The following is a 16,163-nucleotide window of genomic DNA, read 5'->3' on the forward strand; positions in this document are numbered from 1 at the left end:
AATAAGGAATCGTGATCGCTGGGGGTGGCGATGGAGCTACGGCAGCTGCGGTACTTCGTCACGGTCGCCGAGGAACTGCACTTCGGGAGAGCCGCCGAGCGACTCGGCATCGTGCAGCCCGCGGTCAGTCAGCAGGTCGCTCGGCTGGAGCGGGAGTTCGGGCTGCAGTTGCTCGACCGATCCTCGCGGCACGTTCGGCTGACCAACGACGGCGAGCGTCTGCTGCGCGAAGCGCGCGCGGTGCTCGCTGCGGCCGACCGAACCACTGAGGTCGCGGCCGAGCTCGTCTCCGGTCGCGGTTCGCTGATCAGGATCGGTACGGCGCCTGGTCTGCGCGACCGCCTTGAGCGCGGCCTCGCCGTACTCGCCACCGATGGTGAGATCAAGCTGGTCGCGGGGACGCCGGCCGAACACCTGGCCGCGTTGCGAACCGGCGAACTCGATCTGGCGTTCGTCCGTGGCGAGGTGACCGCGCCGGACCTCACCACGATCGAGCTCTGGCGCGAACCGATCTCGGTGCTGGCTCCGACGGCGTACCGGTCGGACGACGGGGTGAAGCCGGCCGACCTGGCCGAGGTGCCGCTGCGGTTGCCGCCGGATCCCTGGTTGCGTGAGCAGGTGCTGGCCGTCTGCCGGGAGGCCGGCATCGAACCGGTCCTCGGACGACCGGCGGACAACATCGAGCATGTGGTGATCGAGATGTCGGTCGGGACGCCGTCGTGGACCGTCGTCTACGGGACATCGTGCGGCTCGGGCGAAGAGGCGGTCTGGTTGGGGCCGCTGGTGCCGGCGTTGAGTGCGCCCGGGCAGTTGGTGGCGGTCGCGGGCCAGTCCGCGCACTGCCTCGACGTCGTGGCCGAGGCGTTTCGTTGAGAGGTACCCCGGCGGGCCCTGACAGCTCCGCCGGGGTAGCTTCTGTTGACTACTCAACAAGCACCGGATCGTACGCGGCAAACGGCTTCCCGGGCAGGGCTCGTCTCAGATTCGCAGGGACCAGCCGGTGATCGGTTGCTGACACAGCGGGTTTATCGTTGGTAGTCGCAACCAAATACCTGGCTGGGTGAGGACACGCCGGCCGCTTCCGCCCCGGGGGACAGTGCTGATCCGCTGCTCTCGGCCGAAGCGAGCCCGACGAACGGAACGCGATGTCAGCCTTCACTCCCTACCGGTCCAAGTACGCCGTGAAGGAGGCCGTCGTACCGGCTGCTGAGCTCACGCATCGGCAGATCCTCGAGATCCTCGCCGGTCTGCTGGCGGCGCTGTTCACCGCGGTGCTCAGCTCGACCATCGTGAGCAATGCACTGCCGACGATCATCGCGGACCTCGAGGGGTCGCAGACGCAGTACACCTGGGTGGTCACGAGCAGCCTGCTCGCGATGACCGTGTCGACGCCGGTCTGGGGCAAGCTGTCCGACCTGATGAGCAAGAAGCTGCTGGTGCAGCTCGCGATCATCATGTTCGTGGTCGGGTCGGCGCTGGCCGGGATGGCGCACAACGTGCCGTTCCTGATCGGTGCGCGGGTGCTGCAGGGGCTGGCGATGGGCGGGCTGATGGCGCTCGCCCAGGCGATCGTCGGTGCGGCGATCCCGCCGCGCGACCGTGGGCGGTACTCCGGCTATATGGGTGCGGTGATGGCGGTCGCGACTGTGTCCGGTCCGCTGGTGGGTGGAGTCATCGTCGACACCTCGTGGCTCGGGTGGCGCTGGTGCTTCTACGTTTGCGTGCCGTTGGCCGTGCTCAGCATGATCGTGTTGCAGCGGTATCTGACGCTGCCGGTGCTGAGGCGGCCGATCAGGCTCGACTACCTGGGCGCCGTACTGATCGCCGGCGCCGCGAGCCTGCCGCTGATCTGGGTGTCGTTCGCGGGACAACACTTCGCGTGGTGGTCGTGGGAGACCGGTGCCTACCTTGGCGGTACGGCGTTGCTCGGTCTGCTGGCGGTGGTCGTCGAGACCCACGCACGGGATCCGCTCGTGCCTGTGTCGGTGGTGCGCGAGCGGACGACGGCGTTGGCGATTTTGGCCAGTCTTGCGGTGGGGATCGCGATGTTCGGTAGTGCGGTGTTCTTGGGGCAGTACTTTCAGGTCGCGCGGGGGTATAGCCCGACCGAGGCTGGGCTGCTGACTATCCCGATGATGCTCGGCTCGTTCTTCGGGTCGGTCGGGTCGGGGCAGTTGATCACTCGGTACGGGAAGTGGAAGCGGTACCTGGTGATCGGCGGGCTGTTCCTCACCGCGGGGCTCGGACTGCTCGGCACGATCGACCACACGTCGCCGTACTGGTATGTCGGGGTTGGGATGCTCGCGATGGGCATCGGCATGGGCATGATGATGCAGAACCTGGTACTCGCCGTACAGAACACTGTCGACGTCAGCCAGGTCGGTGCGTCGAGTGCGACCGTCACGTTCTTCCGCAGCCTCGGTGGTGCTGTCGGGGTCTCCGTCCTCGGCGCGGTTTTGGCGAACCGGGTGACCGAGCTGATCACCCGAAACCTGGGTGCACCGCCGACCAGCTCGGGTGGCTCGGTGCTCGACGTCAACGCGCTGCCCGCACCGGTCGCCGAGATCGTCCGGCACGCCTACGGCGATGCGACCGGCCGAATCTTCATCATCGCGGCCGGGTCCGCGGTAGTGAGCCTGCTCGCGGTGTTGTTCATCCGCGAGGTCCCGCTCCGTCGTACCGTCGCGATGACCGACGAAGACGCCGCCGCTGACCTGTCGGCCGCTGCAGCCCCGGGTGCCGCCGGCCCAGGCGTCGTACCGACAGCCGATGGGCATGCGTCCGACGATCAGGCGGAGCGTGCGGCGGCGGTCGCCCTCGACGTGATCACCTCCGCCGAACGAACCGCCCGCGAGCGCGAACGCGAGGCCACCGAACGCGTCCAAGCGGCGGCGAACACCATCCGCCAGATGCGTACCGACGTCGCCGACCTCTTCACCCGCGTCGACCACCAACTCGCCACCCTCGCAGACACCCTCCCCCAACCAGCAGCCGCACTCTTCGAAGCCCATCACCACACCGGCGACCTCTCCGAAGAACTCCGCCACTACGAACTCAGCGTCCTCACCGCCAGCCAACGCACCGCCGACCACCTCCGCCAAACCGCCAAGGCCGAAGCCGACCACCTCCTCACCGAAGCCCGCGCCGAGGAGCAAGAGATCCGCACCCGCATAGCCGAACTAGAAGCCGTAGAACACCGCCTCCTAACCCAAATCCGCACCACCCTCACCACACCCACCCCCGAACCCCCAACCGAACCCCCAACCGCACACAGCACATCCGCAACCGCCGCCCCCGCAGCACCCACCCCGCCCGCAGCGCCCGCGCCCGCAGCGACGGCCACCCAAACGGCGCAACCCACCCACGCGCCCCACACCGTCCTGCCGCCCACTCACCACCACACCGGCAACGGCTACCCCGACGTCGAACACCGCCAACCCTTCGGCTGAGCTGGGCGGACCGCCAACACTCACCAACCTCCGCCACACCCCGTCCGCCACGCTCAGCACCCGCCCGGAAACCCCCGCCGAAGCAGGTTGGTGAGTGGCTCAGGTCCGCCCCTCCGACAGACAACCGCCCGACCGACAGGACGTATACGTCTGCGACGGTGGTTTGTGGTGAGGCCCAGGCGGGCAGCGGGGTATGCGCACACGCCTACCTCCTGTCGTTCGGACGATGAGGTGGGCGGGCGCGCTGTCGTTCGGGTGATGAGGTGGATGTGCGCGGCGCCGCGGGGCGAGCGGGTGCGTGGCTCAGGTCCCACCCCGCACCCCCCGACGGACGAGTGCCCATTAGGACGTATACGGGTGCGATGGGGGTTTCGGGGGACGGGGCAGGCGGGCGGTGGGGTGTGCGTACACGGCTACCTCCTGTCCTTCGGGTGTCGGTGGGGAATGGCATGCTTTCGGGGTGGAGACGTGGGATTCGGAGCGGGTGCTTGCGCTGGCATCTGATGGGGCGTCTGCCAAGGCGGGGCAGGGGTTGGCCCGGGCGGGGAAGTGGTCGGGCAGCGGGGTGTCCGGGCGGGCGGTGTGGGGGTTGTGTCAGGGGAGCGGGAAGCAGCCGTATCAGACCGCGGTCGACCTAACCGGCCCCGCGTTCAAGTGTTCGTGTCCTAGCCGGAAGTTTCCGTGCAAGCATGCGCTGGGGTTGCTGTTGTTGTGGGCGGGCGGGGAGGTTCAGCCGGGCGAGGAGCCGGAGTGGGTTGAGTCGTGGGTAGGCAAGCGGGCCGAGCGGCCGGAGCGGAAGCCGGGGGAGGTTGCTGATCCGCTGGCCGCGCAGGAGCGGGCGTCGCGTCGGGCCGATCGGGTATCGGCAGGGATGGCGGAGCTAGCGAGCTGGCTCGACGACCAGGTGCGCCAAGGCCTAGGCGGATTCGACCAGCGTGCCTACACCGAGCTGAGCAGACTGGCCGCCCGGATGGTCGACGCACAGGCACCGGGTGTCGCCGGAGCGGTACGGCGTGCGGCCGCAGTCGTCGGGCGTGGACACGGCTGGCCGGGTGAACTGCTCGAGGAACTGTCCCTCATCCACCTGATCGTCGCCGCCCACGCCCGCATGGCCGACCTGCCGCCCGCACTCGCGGACACCGTGCAGTCCCGCATCGGCTGGACCGTCGAAACCGCCCGCGTCCTGGCCGACGGTGAGCAGGTCGAAGACGACTGGCTGGTCCTCGGGCGAGTAATCGAACCCGACGACCGCCTCACCGTCCGCCGCGTATGGTTGCGTGGGGCAACAACCGGTCGCCTCGGCCTGATCCTCAACTTCGCCGCCGCCGGTCGACCCCTCGATCCCCTCCCGGCCCGACCAGGCGAGTACATCCCCGGCGTCCTCTCCTACTACCCCGGCGCCCTGCCAATGCGCGCACTCCTCACCCAGTCCGCACCGCGCCTCCCCGCCCCGCGCCCGACCGGATCCACCGCCCACCAAGCCCTGGCGTCGTACGTCGAATCCGTCGCCGCCGACCCGTGGAACGAGCGCTGGCCGCTCGTCCTCCAAGACGTCCGCCCAGCCCGGTACGGCGAAGGTTGGGCGCTCGTAGATGTCGAAGGCGAAGCCCTGGAGCTCCTCCCGGGCATCGACCCGTGGAAGCTGTTGGCCGTATCAGCCGGCGACCCGATCACCGTCGCCGGTGAATGGAACCGAGCCGGCTTCCGCCCGATGACCTGCTGGCACGCCGACCGCCCGGTGCTCCTATGAAGGGCTGGGACGGGCTGGTCAGCTCGGCGTTGCTGGGAACCGAGCGGCGCCCGACGCATTTCGAGGAACTCCCAGCTGCGATCCAGGACAAACTTGGTGACGGCGGTCTACTGGATGCGGCCGCGCTGGCCACGCTGTACAAAAGGGCCGGCCGCAAACCGCTGAGTGACGTCGAGCCGTTGCCCACGGTCCCCGGCGAGGACCGCCCGTTGCCGCGACCAGTGGCGATCCGCCGACTAGCAGCGATGCTTGGTGGGTTCCAGACGACAGCTCTCGGCGAGTGGCTACGGGCTGCGGATGCCCGCGGCTGGGGCGTCCCACCGGAATACCTGCCGGCATTGGCCGACCATGCGCGCAATCGAGCTGAGTACCGACCGCTCGTCATCGCGGCCGCCGGACGGCGAGCGCATTGGCTCGCAGACCTCAACCCCGACTGGCGTTTCCTCCATGCAGCAATTGCCGACAGCAACAACCCCGAACTGTGGACCCACGGCGATCCCCTGCAACGCCGCAGCTGGTTGCGCGACCTCCGCCGTACCGATCCGTCAGCGGCCTTGGAAGCGCTGCGCGAGGTCTGGCCAACCGAATCCGCAGCAACCCGCACCGACTTCCTCGCACTGCTAACAGATGGTCTGTCCGCAGCCGACGAGGACTTCCTCGAAGCCGCGCTCGACGATCGTTCCCGAGAAGTACGGCGACTGGCGGCCCGACTGTTGACCCGCCTGCCGGACAGCCGACTCAGCCACCGCATGACCGAGCGCCTGCACGCGCATCTGCTGTTCAGCCAAGGCGTCCTCACCGTCGACCTACCCAGACAGCTCAGCGCTGCAATGGAGCGCGACGGGATCGACTCGCAGCTCACCGAAGGAATCGGCAAGCGCGCCAACTGGTTCCGCCAGATCGTTGCCGCCACCCCGCTATCTGCGATGGACCCCGCCTGGCTCCAGTCGCCTGTCGAAGGTTGTGCCCCCGAAGTACTGCAAGCCGGATTGACTGAGGCAACCATCCGCGAAGGATCACCCGACTGGGCCCGCGAGATCTTGCGTACCAACGCGAACACCGGCACCCGCAGCCCCGCCGAACTCCTCAAACTCCTCCCGCCCGACGAGTGGGCCGACGCCGTACAGGCCCTCCGCAAGTCCGTCGACATCACCGAACTGGTCGGCGGACTCCCCGTCCCTTGGCCGGCCTCGCTCGCCACCAGGCTGCTCGACCAGTTGGCCAAGGTCGGCACCGCGCGCGACTGGGCCCGTCTGGCGAGCGTGACCGCCCGCGCCGCACCACCCGACGTACTGGACCATCCGATCACCCGCGAACCGACCGGCGAAGAAGACACCTGGCGCCGACGACTCGTCGAAACCCTGACCTTCCGCCGCGAGCTATACGAGGAGCTGTCATGACCGAAGTACTGCGGCCGCACGCCGAGACCGAGTACGCCGGGGAGCTGGCCGCACTGGCGGCGGCAGACGACCGGGCGCGCCCGCCGGCGTGGCAGTTGTCGCCCGCGGCGGTCGTCACCTACCTGCTGGGTGGACGGGCCGGCGACACCGAGATCTCACCCAAGTACGTCGGCCCGCGCCGCCTGATCGAGGTTGCGGTCGCGACGCTGGCGACGGATCGGGCGCTGCTGCTGCTCGGCGTCCCCGGTACGGCGAAGACCTGGGTGAGTGAGCATCTCGCGGCGGCGATCAGCGGGGACTCGACGTTGCTCGTGCAGGGGACTGCGGGGACGGCCGAGGAGGCGATCCGGTATGGATGGAACTATGCGCAGTTGATTGCCCAAGGCCCCAGTGAGGCGGCGTTGGTGCCGAGTCCGGTGCAGCGAGCGATGGCCGAGGCGAAGATCGCCCGGATCGAGGAGCTGACCCGGATGCCGTCCGACGTACAGGACGCGTTGATCACGATCCTGTCCGAGAAGACGCTGCCGATTCCCGAGTTGGCGACCGAAGTCCAAGCCCGCAAGGGATTCAACGTCATTGCCACGGCCAACGATCGCGACAAGGGCATCAACGAGCTGAGCTCCGCACTGCGGCGCCGGTTCAACACCGTCGTACTGCCGCTGCCGGACAACGCCGAGGACGAGGTCGAGATCGTGTCCCGTCGAGTCGCGCAACTCGGGTCGGCGCTCGAGCTCCCGCAGGCCGATGACGCCCTCGACGAGATCCGCCGGGTGGTGACGATCTTCCGCGAGCTGCGTTCCGGTCGCACCGAAGACGGCCGTACGGCGGTCAAGTCGCCGTCCGGCACGCTGTCGACCGCGGAGGCGATCAGCGTGGTCACCGGCGGTCTCGCGCTCGCCGCGCACTTCGGGGACGGCGTACTGCGGCCGACCGACGTGGCCGGCGGCATCCTTGGTGCGGTCGTCAAGGACCCGTCGGCGGATCGCGTCGTCTGGTCGGAATACCTGGAGACGGTGGTCCGCGAGCGCGACGACTGGGCGCCGTTCTATCGAGCCGCGCGAGAGATCTCGGGATGACCGTTCACCTGCTCGGGATTCGGCACCACGGGCCGGGATCCGCGAGGGCGGTTGCGACTGCGCTCAACGAGTTGCGGCCGGACGTCGTACTGATCGAGGGGCCTCCGGAGGCTGACAAGGTCGTCGAGTTGGCGGCGTCCGAGGAGATGGAACCGCCGGTCGCGTTGCTGGCTTATGCGGTGGACGATTCGACGCGGGCGGCGTTCTGGCCGTTTGCGGTGTTCAGTCCGGAGTGGCAGGCGATCAAGTACGCGCTCGCGGCCGACGTACCGGTGCGGTTCTGCGATCTGCCGGCTGCCCAGCAGTTCGCGTCATCCGGTCGTGAGGGTCGGCGGGGTGTGTCGATGGATCCCTTGGCGACGCTGGCGAACGCGGGTGGGTACGACGATCCCGAGCGCTGGTGGGACGACGTGATCGAGTCGCGGCGGGATGGTGCTGAGCCGTTCACCGTGATCGCCGATGCGATGCGCGAGCTGCGGCACGATGAGGAGGCGAGTGGGCGGGAGGCGCAACGCGAGGCCTACATGCGGACCGTCCTGCGGAAGGCTCAGCGTGAGGGCTTCGAGCGCATTGCGGTGATCTGTGGTGCTTGGCATGTTCCCGCGCTGGAAGCTCCGTTGCCTCCGGCGACACATGATGCGCGGATTCTGAAGGGGTTGCCGAAGCGGAAGGTCGCTTGTACATGGGTGCCGTGGACGCACGGTCGGCTCGCGGCGGCCAGTGGGTACGGCGCCGGCATCACCTCGCCCGGTTGGTACCACCACCTGTTCACCGCGCCCGACCAGATCACCACGCGCTGGCTGACCAAGGTGGCTCAGGTGCTGCGGGCCGAGGACCTGCCGGTGTCGAGTGCGCACGTGATCGAGGCCGTCCGGCTCGCCGACACCTTGGCCGCTTTGCGCGAGCGTCCGCTGGCCGGGCTGTGCGAGGTGACCGAAGCAACGAGAGCAGTGCTCTGCAACGGAAACGATGTTCTCCTCAACCTTGTCACCCGCGAGGCGGTCGTCGGTGAGCTGCTCGGATCCGTACCGGGCGAGACGCCCCAAGCACCTGTGGCAGCCGACCTCGCGGCGCAGGCGCGGCGGCTCAGGCTGCGCCGGGACGCGACCGAGCGCGTGATTGAGCTCGACCTGCGCAAGCCGAACGACCTGCAGAAGTCGCGGCTCCTGCATCGCCTCCGCATCCTCGGCGTGCACTGGGGTGTCCCGGCGGCCGACGAACGACGCGCGCAAGGCACCTTCCGCGAGATGTGGAAGCTGATCTGGGATCCCGGTCTCGAGGTCGAGTTGGTGGCGGCCGGAGCCCACGGCACGACGGTCGTCGGCGCCGCGACCACGGTCATGCTCAAGGTCGCCGCCGACTCGTCGACCCTCGCGGAAATCACTGCTGCACTGGAGAAATCGCTCCTCGCCGATCTGTCCGACGCCCTGCCCGATCTTCTTCAGGGCGTTGACAGCAGAGCGGCCGCCGACGCGGATGTCGGTCACCTGATGGAGGCCTTGCCCGCGCTGGCCCGCTCATCCCGGTACGGCGATGTTCGCGGGACCGACACCGCCGGTCTCGGTGCAGTCGCGAGCCGGATGGTGTCGCGGATCTGCGCCGGCCTCGGTCGCACGGTCCACGGACTCGACCCGGAGGCGGCGACCGCCGTACAGGAGTTGATTGACGGCGTACAGGATGCGACCGCGTTGCTGGCCGAAGAGGTTCGGGTCGAGTGGTTGCGTACTTTGGAGGGTCTCAGCGATCGGCCGTCGGTGCCGCCGTTGATCCGCGGGCGATTGACGCGGTTGATGCTTGACACGTCGCGGCTTCCGGATCACGAGATCGCGCTGAGGTTGGGCCGCGCGCTGTCGCCCGGTACGCCGACCGCCGATGCGGCCGGGTTTGTCGAGGGCTTCCTCGCCGGTGGCGGTTTGCTGCTCGTGCACGACGAGCGGTTGCTGGGATTGGTCGATGCTTGGCTCGGCGCGATCCCGGATGATGCATTCGTCGAAGTCTTACCGTTGCTGCGAAGGACTTTTGGCACTTTTGCGGCTCCGGAGCGGCGTACTATCGGGGCCCGAGCGAAGGTGCTCGCCGATCCCGGAAGCGCGGTGGTTGCTGATGACAACGATCTTGACGCTGAGCTGGCTGCTTCTGTGCTGCCTGTGGTCGCTCAGTTGCTGGGGGTCTGATGGACGAGCGACTACGCCGTTGGCGACTCGTGCTCGGCAGCGAGGCCGACCCCGAGACCGGTACGACGCTTTCCTCCACCGACCAGTCGATCGACAAGGCACTCGCAGCTCTGTACGACGCGGTGCCCGGCGACCAGGGTGGTCAACGGGCGGCCGGGCTGGGGTCGTCGGCACCGCGGGTTGCGCGTTGGTTGGGCGACATTCGGCAGTACTTCCCGAGCACGGTCGTCCAAGTGATGCAACGGGACGCCGTGGACCGCCTCGGCATCACCCGGATGCTGATGGAGCCCGAGCTGCTGAACGCGGTCGAGCCGGATGTGCACCTGGTCAGCACGCTGATGGCGCTCAACGAGGTGATGCCGGAGGAGACGAAACAGACCGCTCGCGAGGTGGTCGGCCGCGTCGTCGCCGAGCTGGAGGCGCGACTCGCCGAGCGCACCAGGGCGGCGGTTACCGGTGCCCTCGACCGCGCTGGGCGTACCGCTCGGCCGCGACATTCCGACATCGACTGGGACCGGACGATCCGGGCGAACCTCAAACACTTCTCGCCGACGCTCGGCACGATCGTGCCGGACCGACTCGTCGGGTACGCGCGGCGGAATCACAGCGTGCAGCGCGACGTCGTACTGGCTATTGACCAGTCGGGGTCGATGGCTGAGTCGGTCGTGTACGCCGCGTTGTTCGGGGCGGTGCTCGGGTCGATCCGGACGTTGAAGACGAGCCTCGTGGTGTTCGACACCGCGGTGGTCGATCTGACCGATCAGCTGGAGGATCCGGTCGACGTACTGTTCGGGACGCAGCTCGGCGGGGGCACGGATATCAACCGCGCGCTCGCGTACTGCGAGCAGTTGGTCACCAAACCGGCGGAGACCGTTCTCGTGCTGATCTCCGACCTCTACGAAGGTGGGGTGCGCGAGGAATTGTTGCGGCGGGCCCGTGGTTTGGTTGAAGCAGGTGTGCAGGTGATCGCGCTGTTGGCGTTGGCCGATTCCGGCACTCCGTCGTACGACGCAGAGAACGCCGCCGCGCTCGTGGAGCTCGGCGTACCGACCTTTGCCTGTACGCCGGACCGCTTTCCGGACCTGATGGCCGCCGCGATCCGTCGTGACGACATCACCAGCTGGGCCTCGACCAACTTGTCGTGAAAGGACTGTTGATGACCACCGTCGAACTGACCCGCTTCCGCGTGCTGCCGGAGCAGACCTCGGAGCTGCTGGAGGCGCGGGCCGAGATGCTCTCGGACTTTGCGGCCGATCGGGCCGGGTTCCTTGGTGCTCGCTTGGTGCAGCTGCCCGAGGGTGAATGGCTCGACATCGTCGAGTGGGACACCGCGGAATCCTTCGCGGCTTCGCGCGAGAAGGGTGGCAACCTGCCGGGGATCGCGCGGTTCTTCGCGGCGATCGACTCGCTGGTGGTTGCCGAGGAGGGCACGCTGGCCTGATGGTTGGGGCCCCGGTGCGCCCGGGGCCCCGTCGTACTAGCTATGGGTGACGGTGACGTTGTAGACGATGGTCTCGCCGTAGTTGCTGGTGCTGCAGGGGGAGGAGTTCGTGCAGTTGGCCTGCGTGTAGACGCCGGCCTTGAAGTAGCCGCCGGTGAACGACTTCGGGAGCGTTGCCTGCAGCACGTTGTTGTAGTACGCCTTGATCGAGCCGTTGCTGACCACGAACTTGGCCTGGAACCGTTTGCCCAGCGTGTAGTTGCCGTCGACAAGCTTGTAGTGCGTGTCGTTCTCGTTCGTCACGTACAAGCTGGAGCCGTCGAGGCGGAAGGTCGCCATGTCGTTGCCGTTGTGGATCTGACCGGCGACAACCTGCGGCTTGGTGTTCGGTCGGTGCGTGATGGCCTGGTCGATGACCATCGTGTGTACGCCGGAGGTCGAGGACCAGGAAGCACCTGAGCCGTTGCGCATCTCGCGTAATTCGGAGCGGGCATAGGTGGTGTTCGGGGTCGTGACGCCGTTGACCGCGTTGCGGAATCGGACGCCGTTGCAGTCCGGCTGGTCGATGAACCACGGGCTCAGTTCGTAGCTGTCGAGTTGCGGTTGGCTGACCTCCAGCACCTGCGTGCCGGACTGGTTCGGGTTGTCGACCGGCAGTTGCAGCTTCCAGTTGGCCAGGTTCAGCACGTCACCAGGCGTGGAACAGGCGGTGGTCGCTGCAGTCGCAGTCGGTGCGGCGGCTGATGCCGCTAGCAATGTGGTGGCGAGGAGTGCTCGGACGAACATGCTGTTCTCCTTCGGGGCGGTGGGCAATTCATCAGAACCGCTGGGCTTTGTCGACCTGATTGATCAACGGGTCCCCAGCGAGGAACCGACGGGCGTTCTCCAGCAGTACGGCGAATCGTCGTTCGGCCGCATACGGGCCGGCACCGGCCACATGCGGCGTAATCAGCACATCAGGCCGCGACCACAGCGGGTGCGCCGGCGGCAGCGGCTCAACCTCAAACACATCAAGCGCCGCCGCCTTGAGCCATCCTCTTTCCAGCGCCTCGGTCAGATCGTCCAGCCGAACCGTCGGCCCACGACCAACATTCACGAACAGCGCAGATCTCTTGAAACGCTTGAGCCGAGCGGCGTCGATCATCCCCTCGGTCTTTGGTGTGTGCGGCACAGTCAGTACGACGATGTCCGCGCCCGGCAGCAGCTCATCCAACTCGTCCACCGGACGCACCCCTACAAACCCCTTCGGCGCCTCGGTGATCCGCACATCAACCCCAGTCACCGCCACCCCGAACTCACTAAGCAGCCGACCAATCTCCGCCCCCACGGCCCCCGCCCCGACCACCAGCGCCGACGCCTCCCCAAGCGCCACCACCGACCCCGGATCCCAATCCGGCGCCCACTCGGCCGTCTGCTGTTCACGCACATACCGCGGCAACCCCCGCGCCATCGCCAACACCAACGCCAACGTATGAGCAGCCACATGATCGGTATACGTATCCCGCATATTCGTCACCACCACCGGATGCGCAACCAACTCCGGATAATAAAACCCAGGAGCCGGCCCAGCCTGCGGAGCCTGCAACCACCGCAACCGCCCCGCCCGCCCCAACAACTCCCGAGGCAGTACGCCGTACGCCGCATCCGCCTCGTCGATCGCCTCGACCCCGCACACCCGCAGTCCCGGCACCGCCGCCTCCAAGCGCCGGGGCCAGTCGGCGCTCTCCTCGGCCAGCCCAGGCAACATCACCAGCACCCCACGACTCCCACCCCCACCGCCGGCTCCACCCGTCTCCACCAACTCCCCACCCGACGGACGCCCCGCACTCGAGCCCGGATCCGCGGGTGGAATGACGTGTGGGCTTGGTTCCTTCCCGCGGGTCATCTGCGGGCCTCGGTGATTGCGGTGCGGATTCGGTTGAGGCGGGCTTTGGAGGCTAGGCCTGCGTGGTAGTACCTCACTTCGGTGGCGCCTGCTTCGAGTAGTTCCGCAACGCCGTTCCATTCGGGGTCGAGTGCCGTCACGTTGGCGATCAGCGGGATGTCGGTTCGTGCGGCTGCGGACTTCAGTTGGCGCGCGGCTGCGGCGGTGTCTCCCCAGGACTTGAGGACGAACGCGTCCGGCGCGACCGACTGGAAATCCACGCCTACGTCGGGGCCGGTGACCCAGGGGTCGTCGGTTGCCATGAGCAACAGTCGGCGATCGCCGGCTAGGGACTTTGTCTCGCGGACCAGGTCTGCGATGACAGTGCCTCGGTGGGCGAGGAGGGCGGTTGCGTCGACGGGGGTGGGATGACCGCCGGTGAGTTCGGCGTCGACGGCGGTTCGGACCGAGCGCGCTAGGCGGTCGGCTTCGGCACCTAGCGCCGTACGGCAGGCTGGGCAGAAGCAGAGGGAGAGTAGGCGGCGGGCGGTGGTGGAGAGGTCGGCGCCCTCGGTCTTCTCGTGGTGGCTGCCGTGGTCGAAGCCGAGCCAGCCGCAGGCTTCGAGCATCAGGTCGACGTCGTACTGGGCGCAGATCTCGCTCACGATCGTCAGCGCGTAGTCGCGTACCAACTGGTGTGACGGACATAGCGCGTACGGGTAGCACTCGCCGTATGCGTTCCGCACGGTCACATCCGGGTACGCCGAACCGACCGCTGACGAGTGGGTGAGCACCAGCCACGCCTCGACCGACAACCCGGCGGCAGTGAGCGCGGCGGCCGCCGTACCGAAGCGGTCTGGGTTTTCCACACCCCAGGTCGGGGCGAGTGGGCGGAGGCCGGGCCAGCGGTCTTCGCGGAGGCGGAAGTAGGCGGCGGCGTGTTCGGCGTGGACGACGCGGTGGGCCGGGTGCCACGGGGTGATCCCGCGGACCGAGTGGTACGCCGCCTGCAGGGTGACGGTGTCGGCGCCGAGCCCGGCGATCCGGGCTGCGGCATCCGGGTCGCCGACCAGGTCCCAGGTGTACGCGAACACGCCGTGACTCACGAGCCTCACTCCTGTGGGTAAGCGCTTGCCAAGATCAGGTCCGCCCAGAGTAGATCCGGCGGGTCGGTCGCGGCAAGAGCTGAGAAAGCGGTTTCATATCCACAGGTTGTGCATGACCTTGTGGATTAAGGATCATGAGTAAGGGCTTTCAGTCCGATGTAGAGGGAGGTGAGACGGCTGCGCGCCAACACCCAGCGGGTCACGATCACCGACGTCGGCGCGGCCGCGGGCGTCTCGCCGGCCACCGTCTCCCGGGTGCTGAACGGGACGGCCAAGGTCGACGCCGCTCTCGCCGACCGCGTCCAGGCGGCCGTCCGCACCCTCGGCTACCGGCCGAACGCGGCCGCGCAAGGACTGGCCAAGGGGCGCTGGGGCACGATCGGCGTACTCGTCCCGGACCTCGCCAACCCGTACTTCCCCGACATCCTCAAAGCGGTCAGCGCCGTCGCACGCGCGAACGGTCACCGCGTGATGATCATGGAGTCCGAAGAGGACCCCGCCGTCGAACCCGAACTCGTCGCCGACCTCCTCCGCAGCTGCGACGGCCTCCTGCTCTGCTCACCCCGAATGCCCCGCGACCAACTCGTCGACCTCGCCGACCGCGGTCACCCGATGGTTCTCGTCAACCGCATCGTCCCCGGCCTCGCCGTACCGTCGATCTCGGTCGACTTCTACGGCGGTACGACGCTCATCTGCGGCCACCTGGCCCAACTCGGCCACCGCAAGGTCGCCTACCTCAGCGGCCCCGAATCCTCCTGGGCCAACGGCGAACGCATCCGCGCCCTCGAAGCCGCAGCCGCCTTCGGCCTCCGCCTGACCGTCATCCCCTGCGGCGCCACCGCCGCCGACGGATACGCCACCGCCGACCAGATCCGCCGGACGAGCGCGACTGCAGTCGTCACCTACAACGACCTGGTCGCCCAGGGCGCGCTATCTCGCCTGCGGGAGCTCGGCATCGACGTACCAACCGACCTCTCGGTGATCGGCTTCGACAACCTCTCCCTCGACTGGACCGGCCAAGCCACCCTCACCACCGTCTCCATGCCCCGAGACCAACTAGGCCGCCAAGCCGCCACCCTCCTCGAACACCTCATGACCGGCACCCCCGACACCAACCCCCACCTCCTCCCCGCCAAACTCCTAACCCACCAAACCACCGCCCCACCCCACCACCCCATCTGATCGGTCAACCCACCAAACGGCACGAGGACGGTTGGTGCACACGAGACCGCGGTGACGGCCAGTTGCCCGGCGGCGCCGGTACGGCGGGATTGCGCCGAAGACACGCATTGCGCGGATCAGCCTCGGTCCTGGACCGCAACCAAAGCCCGTCAGCCCCAGGCAACCTGAAGCGCGGTCGCAGCTCGCCATCCCCCTCAGCCACCGCGTCGCCCAGCCATCCTTTCTTTTGATCGGCCGAAGCGGTGATCAGCCACAGCGAGCGCACCCGGCCGAGCCGCCTGCGTCCCTGGCTGCCCGCTGCGACTCGGCCGTCAAAAGACGGCCGACAAAGCAAGAGGGTGCACTGAGTAGATGGCTGGGCCGGATGGCGGGCTCGGCTACCGCGGTTCCACGTTGTCTGGGGCTGACGGGCTGGGGCTGGGGTGCATGAGGCGGATAGTTCAGCTAGTCGGAAGATTTTCGGGTCCAGGCGCCGAAAAAGTACCGACTAGCGCGCCAATAGGCGCAACCGCAGGGGGTGGAGCAGGGAATGGCGAGTGGGGCCGGGGTGCGCGTCGGGTGACAGGGGTGTGGTGTCGGGTTCGGCCTCAGTGATGGGCCGGAGGCGTGGGGGCGGTGCGGGCTGGCCGACTGCTCGTGGTGGTGGCGGTTCGCGGGGTGGACCTGGGGGCCATCACAAATGGGGTGTGGTCGGGTGGGGCTGGCGTGGGGGTGGCGGGTG

The 16,163-nt window shown here is 68.0% G+C and carries 12 protein-coding genes; 9 read left to right on the forward strand and 3 right to left on the reverse strand.

The window, feature by feature from the left end:
- Nucleotides 1-30: 30 nt before the first annotated feature.
- The 8 genes from ACFTSF_RS03980 (at nt 31) to ACFTSF_RS04015 (ending at nt 11,290) form a co-directional block, all read left to right on the forward strand.
- On the forward strand, nt 31-873 hold the full coding sequence (locus ACFTSF_RS03980) for a LysR family transcriptional regulator (RefSeq protein WP_380152366.1): 843 nt from the start codon (nt 31-33) through the stop codon (nt 871-873).
- A 272-nt stretch (nt 874-1,145) separates the two neighbouring features.
- Nucleotides 1,146-3,449, forward strand: a complete 2,304-nt coding sequence (locus ACFTSF_RS03985) for an MFS transporter (protein ID WP_380152368.1) — start codon at nt 1,146-1,148, stop codon at nt 3,447-3,449.
- Nucleotides 3,450-3,909: 460 nt separating this feature from the next.
- A complete protein-coding gene (locus ACFTSF_RS03990) occupies nt 3,910-5,199 on the forward strand; it encodes an SWIM zinc finger family protein (protein ID WP_380152370.1) in 1,290 nt (429 codons plus the stop codon).
- Complete coding sequence (locus ACFTSF_RS03995) at nt 5,196-6,599, forward strand: DUF5691 domain-containing protein (protein ID WP_380152371.1); 1,404 nt, start codon at nt 5,196-5,198, stop codon at nt 6,597-6,599. The genes ACFTSF_RS03990 and ACFTSF_RS03995 overlap by 4 nt, the downstream gene beginning before the upstream one ends.
- Entirely contained in the window at nt 6,596-7,675 is a 1,080-nt protein-coding gene (locus ACFTSF_RS04000) for an AAA family ATPase (protein ID WP_380152372.1), read from the forward strand. The genes ACFTSF_RS03995 and ACFTSF_RS04000 overlap by 4 nt, the downstream gene beginning before the upstream one ends.
- Nucleotides 7,672-9,849: a DUF5682 family protein gene (locus ACFTSF_RS04005; RefSeq protein ID WP_380152373.1), complete on the forward strand. Its 2,178-nt coding sequence runs from the start codon at nt 7,672-7,674 to the stop codon at nt 9,847-9,849. Before ACFTSF_RS04000 ends, ACFTSF_RS04005 begins: the two co-directional genes overlap by 4 nt.
- Nucleotides 9,849-10,994 (forward strand): VWA domain-containing protein, encoded by a 1,146-nt coding sequence (locus ACFTSF_RS04010; RefSeq protein WP_380152374.1) that lies wholly within the window; start codon nt 9,849-9,851, stop codon nt 10,992-10,994. Before ACFTSF_RS04005 ends, ACFTSF_RS04010 begins: the two co-directional genes overlap by 1 nt.
- Nucleotides 10,995-11,005: 11 nt before the next feature.
- On the forward strand, nt 11,006-11,290 hold the full coding sequence (locus tag ACFTSF_RS04015; protein ID WP_380152375.1) for an antibiotic biosynthesis monooxygenase family protein: 285 nt from the start codon (nt 11,006-11,008) through the stop codon (nt 11,288-11,290).
- 36 nt (nt 11,291-11,326) lie between these two features.
- On the opposite strand, the gene ACFTSF_RS04020 is transcribed toward ACFTSF_RS04015, so the two are convergent.
- The 3 genes from ACFTSF_RS04020 to ACFTSF_RS04030 all read right to left on the reverse strand — a co-directional run bounded on the left by ACFTSF_RS04020 (nt 11,327) and on the right by ACFTSF_RS04030 (nt 14,260).
- Nucleotides 11,327-12,076, reverse strand: a complete 750-nt coding sequence (locus tag ACFTSF_RS04020; protein WP_380152376.1) for a polysaccharide lyase family 7 protein — start codon at nt 12,074-12,076, stop codon at nt 11,327-11,329.
- A gap of 31 nt (nt 12,077-12,107) precedes the next feature.
- On the reverse strand, nt 12,108-13,037 hold the full coding sequence (locus tag ACFTSF_RS04025; RefSeq protein ID WP_380153078.1) for a D-2-hydroxyacid dehydrogenase: 930 nt from the start codon (nt 13,035-13,037) through the stop codon (nt 12,108-12,110).
- A 134-nt stretch (nt 13,038-13,171) separates the two neighbouring features.
- A complete protein-coding gene (locus ACFTSF_RS04030; protein ID WP_380152377.1) occupies nt 13,172-14,260 on the reverse strand; it encodes a hypothetical protein in 1,089 nt (362 codons plus the stop codon).
- 168 nt (nt 14,261-14,428) lie between these two features.
- Between ACFTSF_RS04030 and ACFTSF_RS04035 the strand changes: the two genes are divergently transcribed.
- Entirely contained in the window at nt 14,429-15,442 is a 1,014-nt protein-coding gene (locus ACFTSF_RS04035; protein WP_380152378.1) for a LacI family DNA-binding transcriptional regulator, read from the forward strand.
- Nucleotides 15,443-16,163 lie beyond the last annotated feature (721 nt).

The organism is Kribbella sp. NPDC056951 (assembly GCF_042674205.1).
Lineage (GTDB): Bacteria > Actinomycetota > Actinomycetes > Propionibacteriales > Kribbellaceae > Kribbella > Kribbella yunnanensis.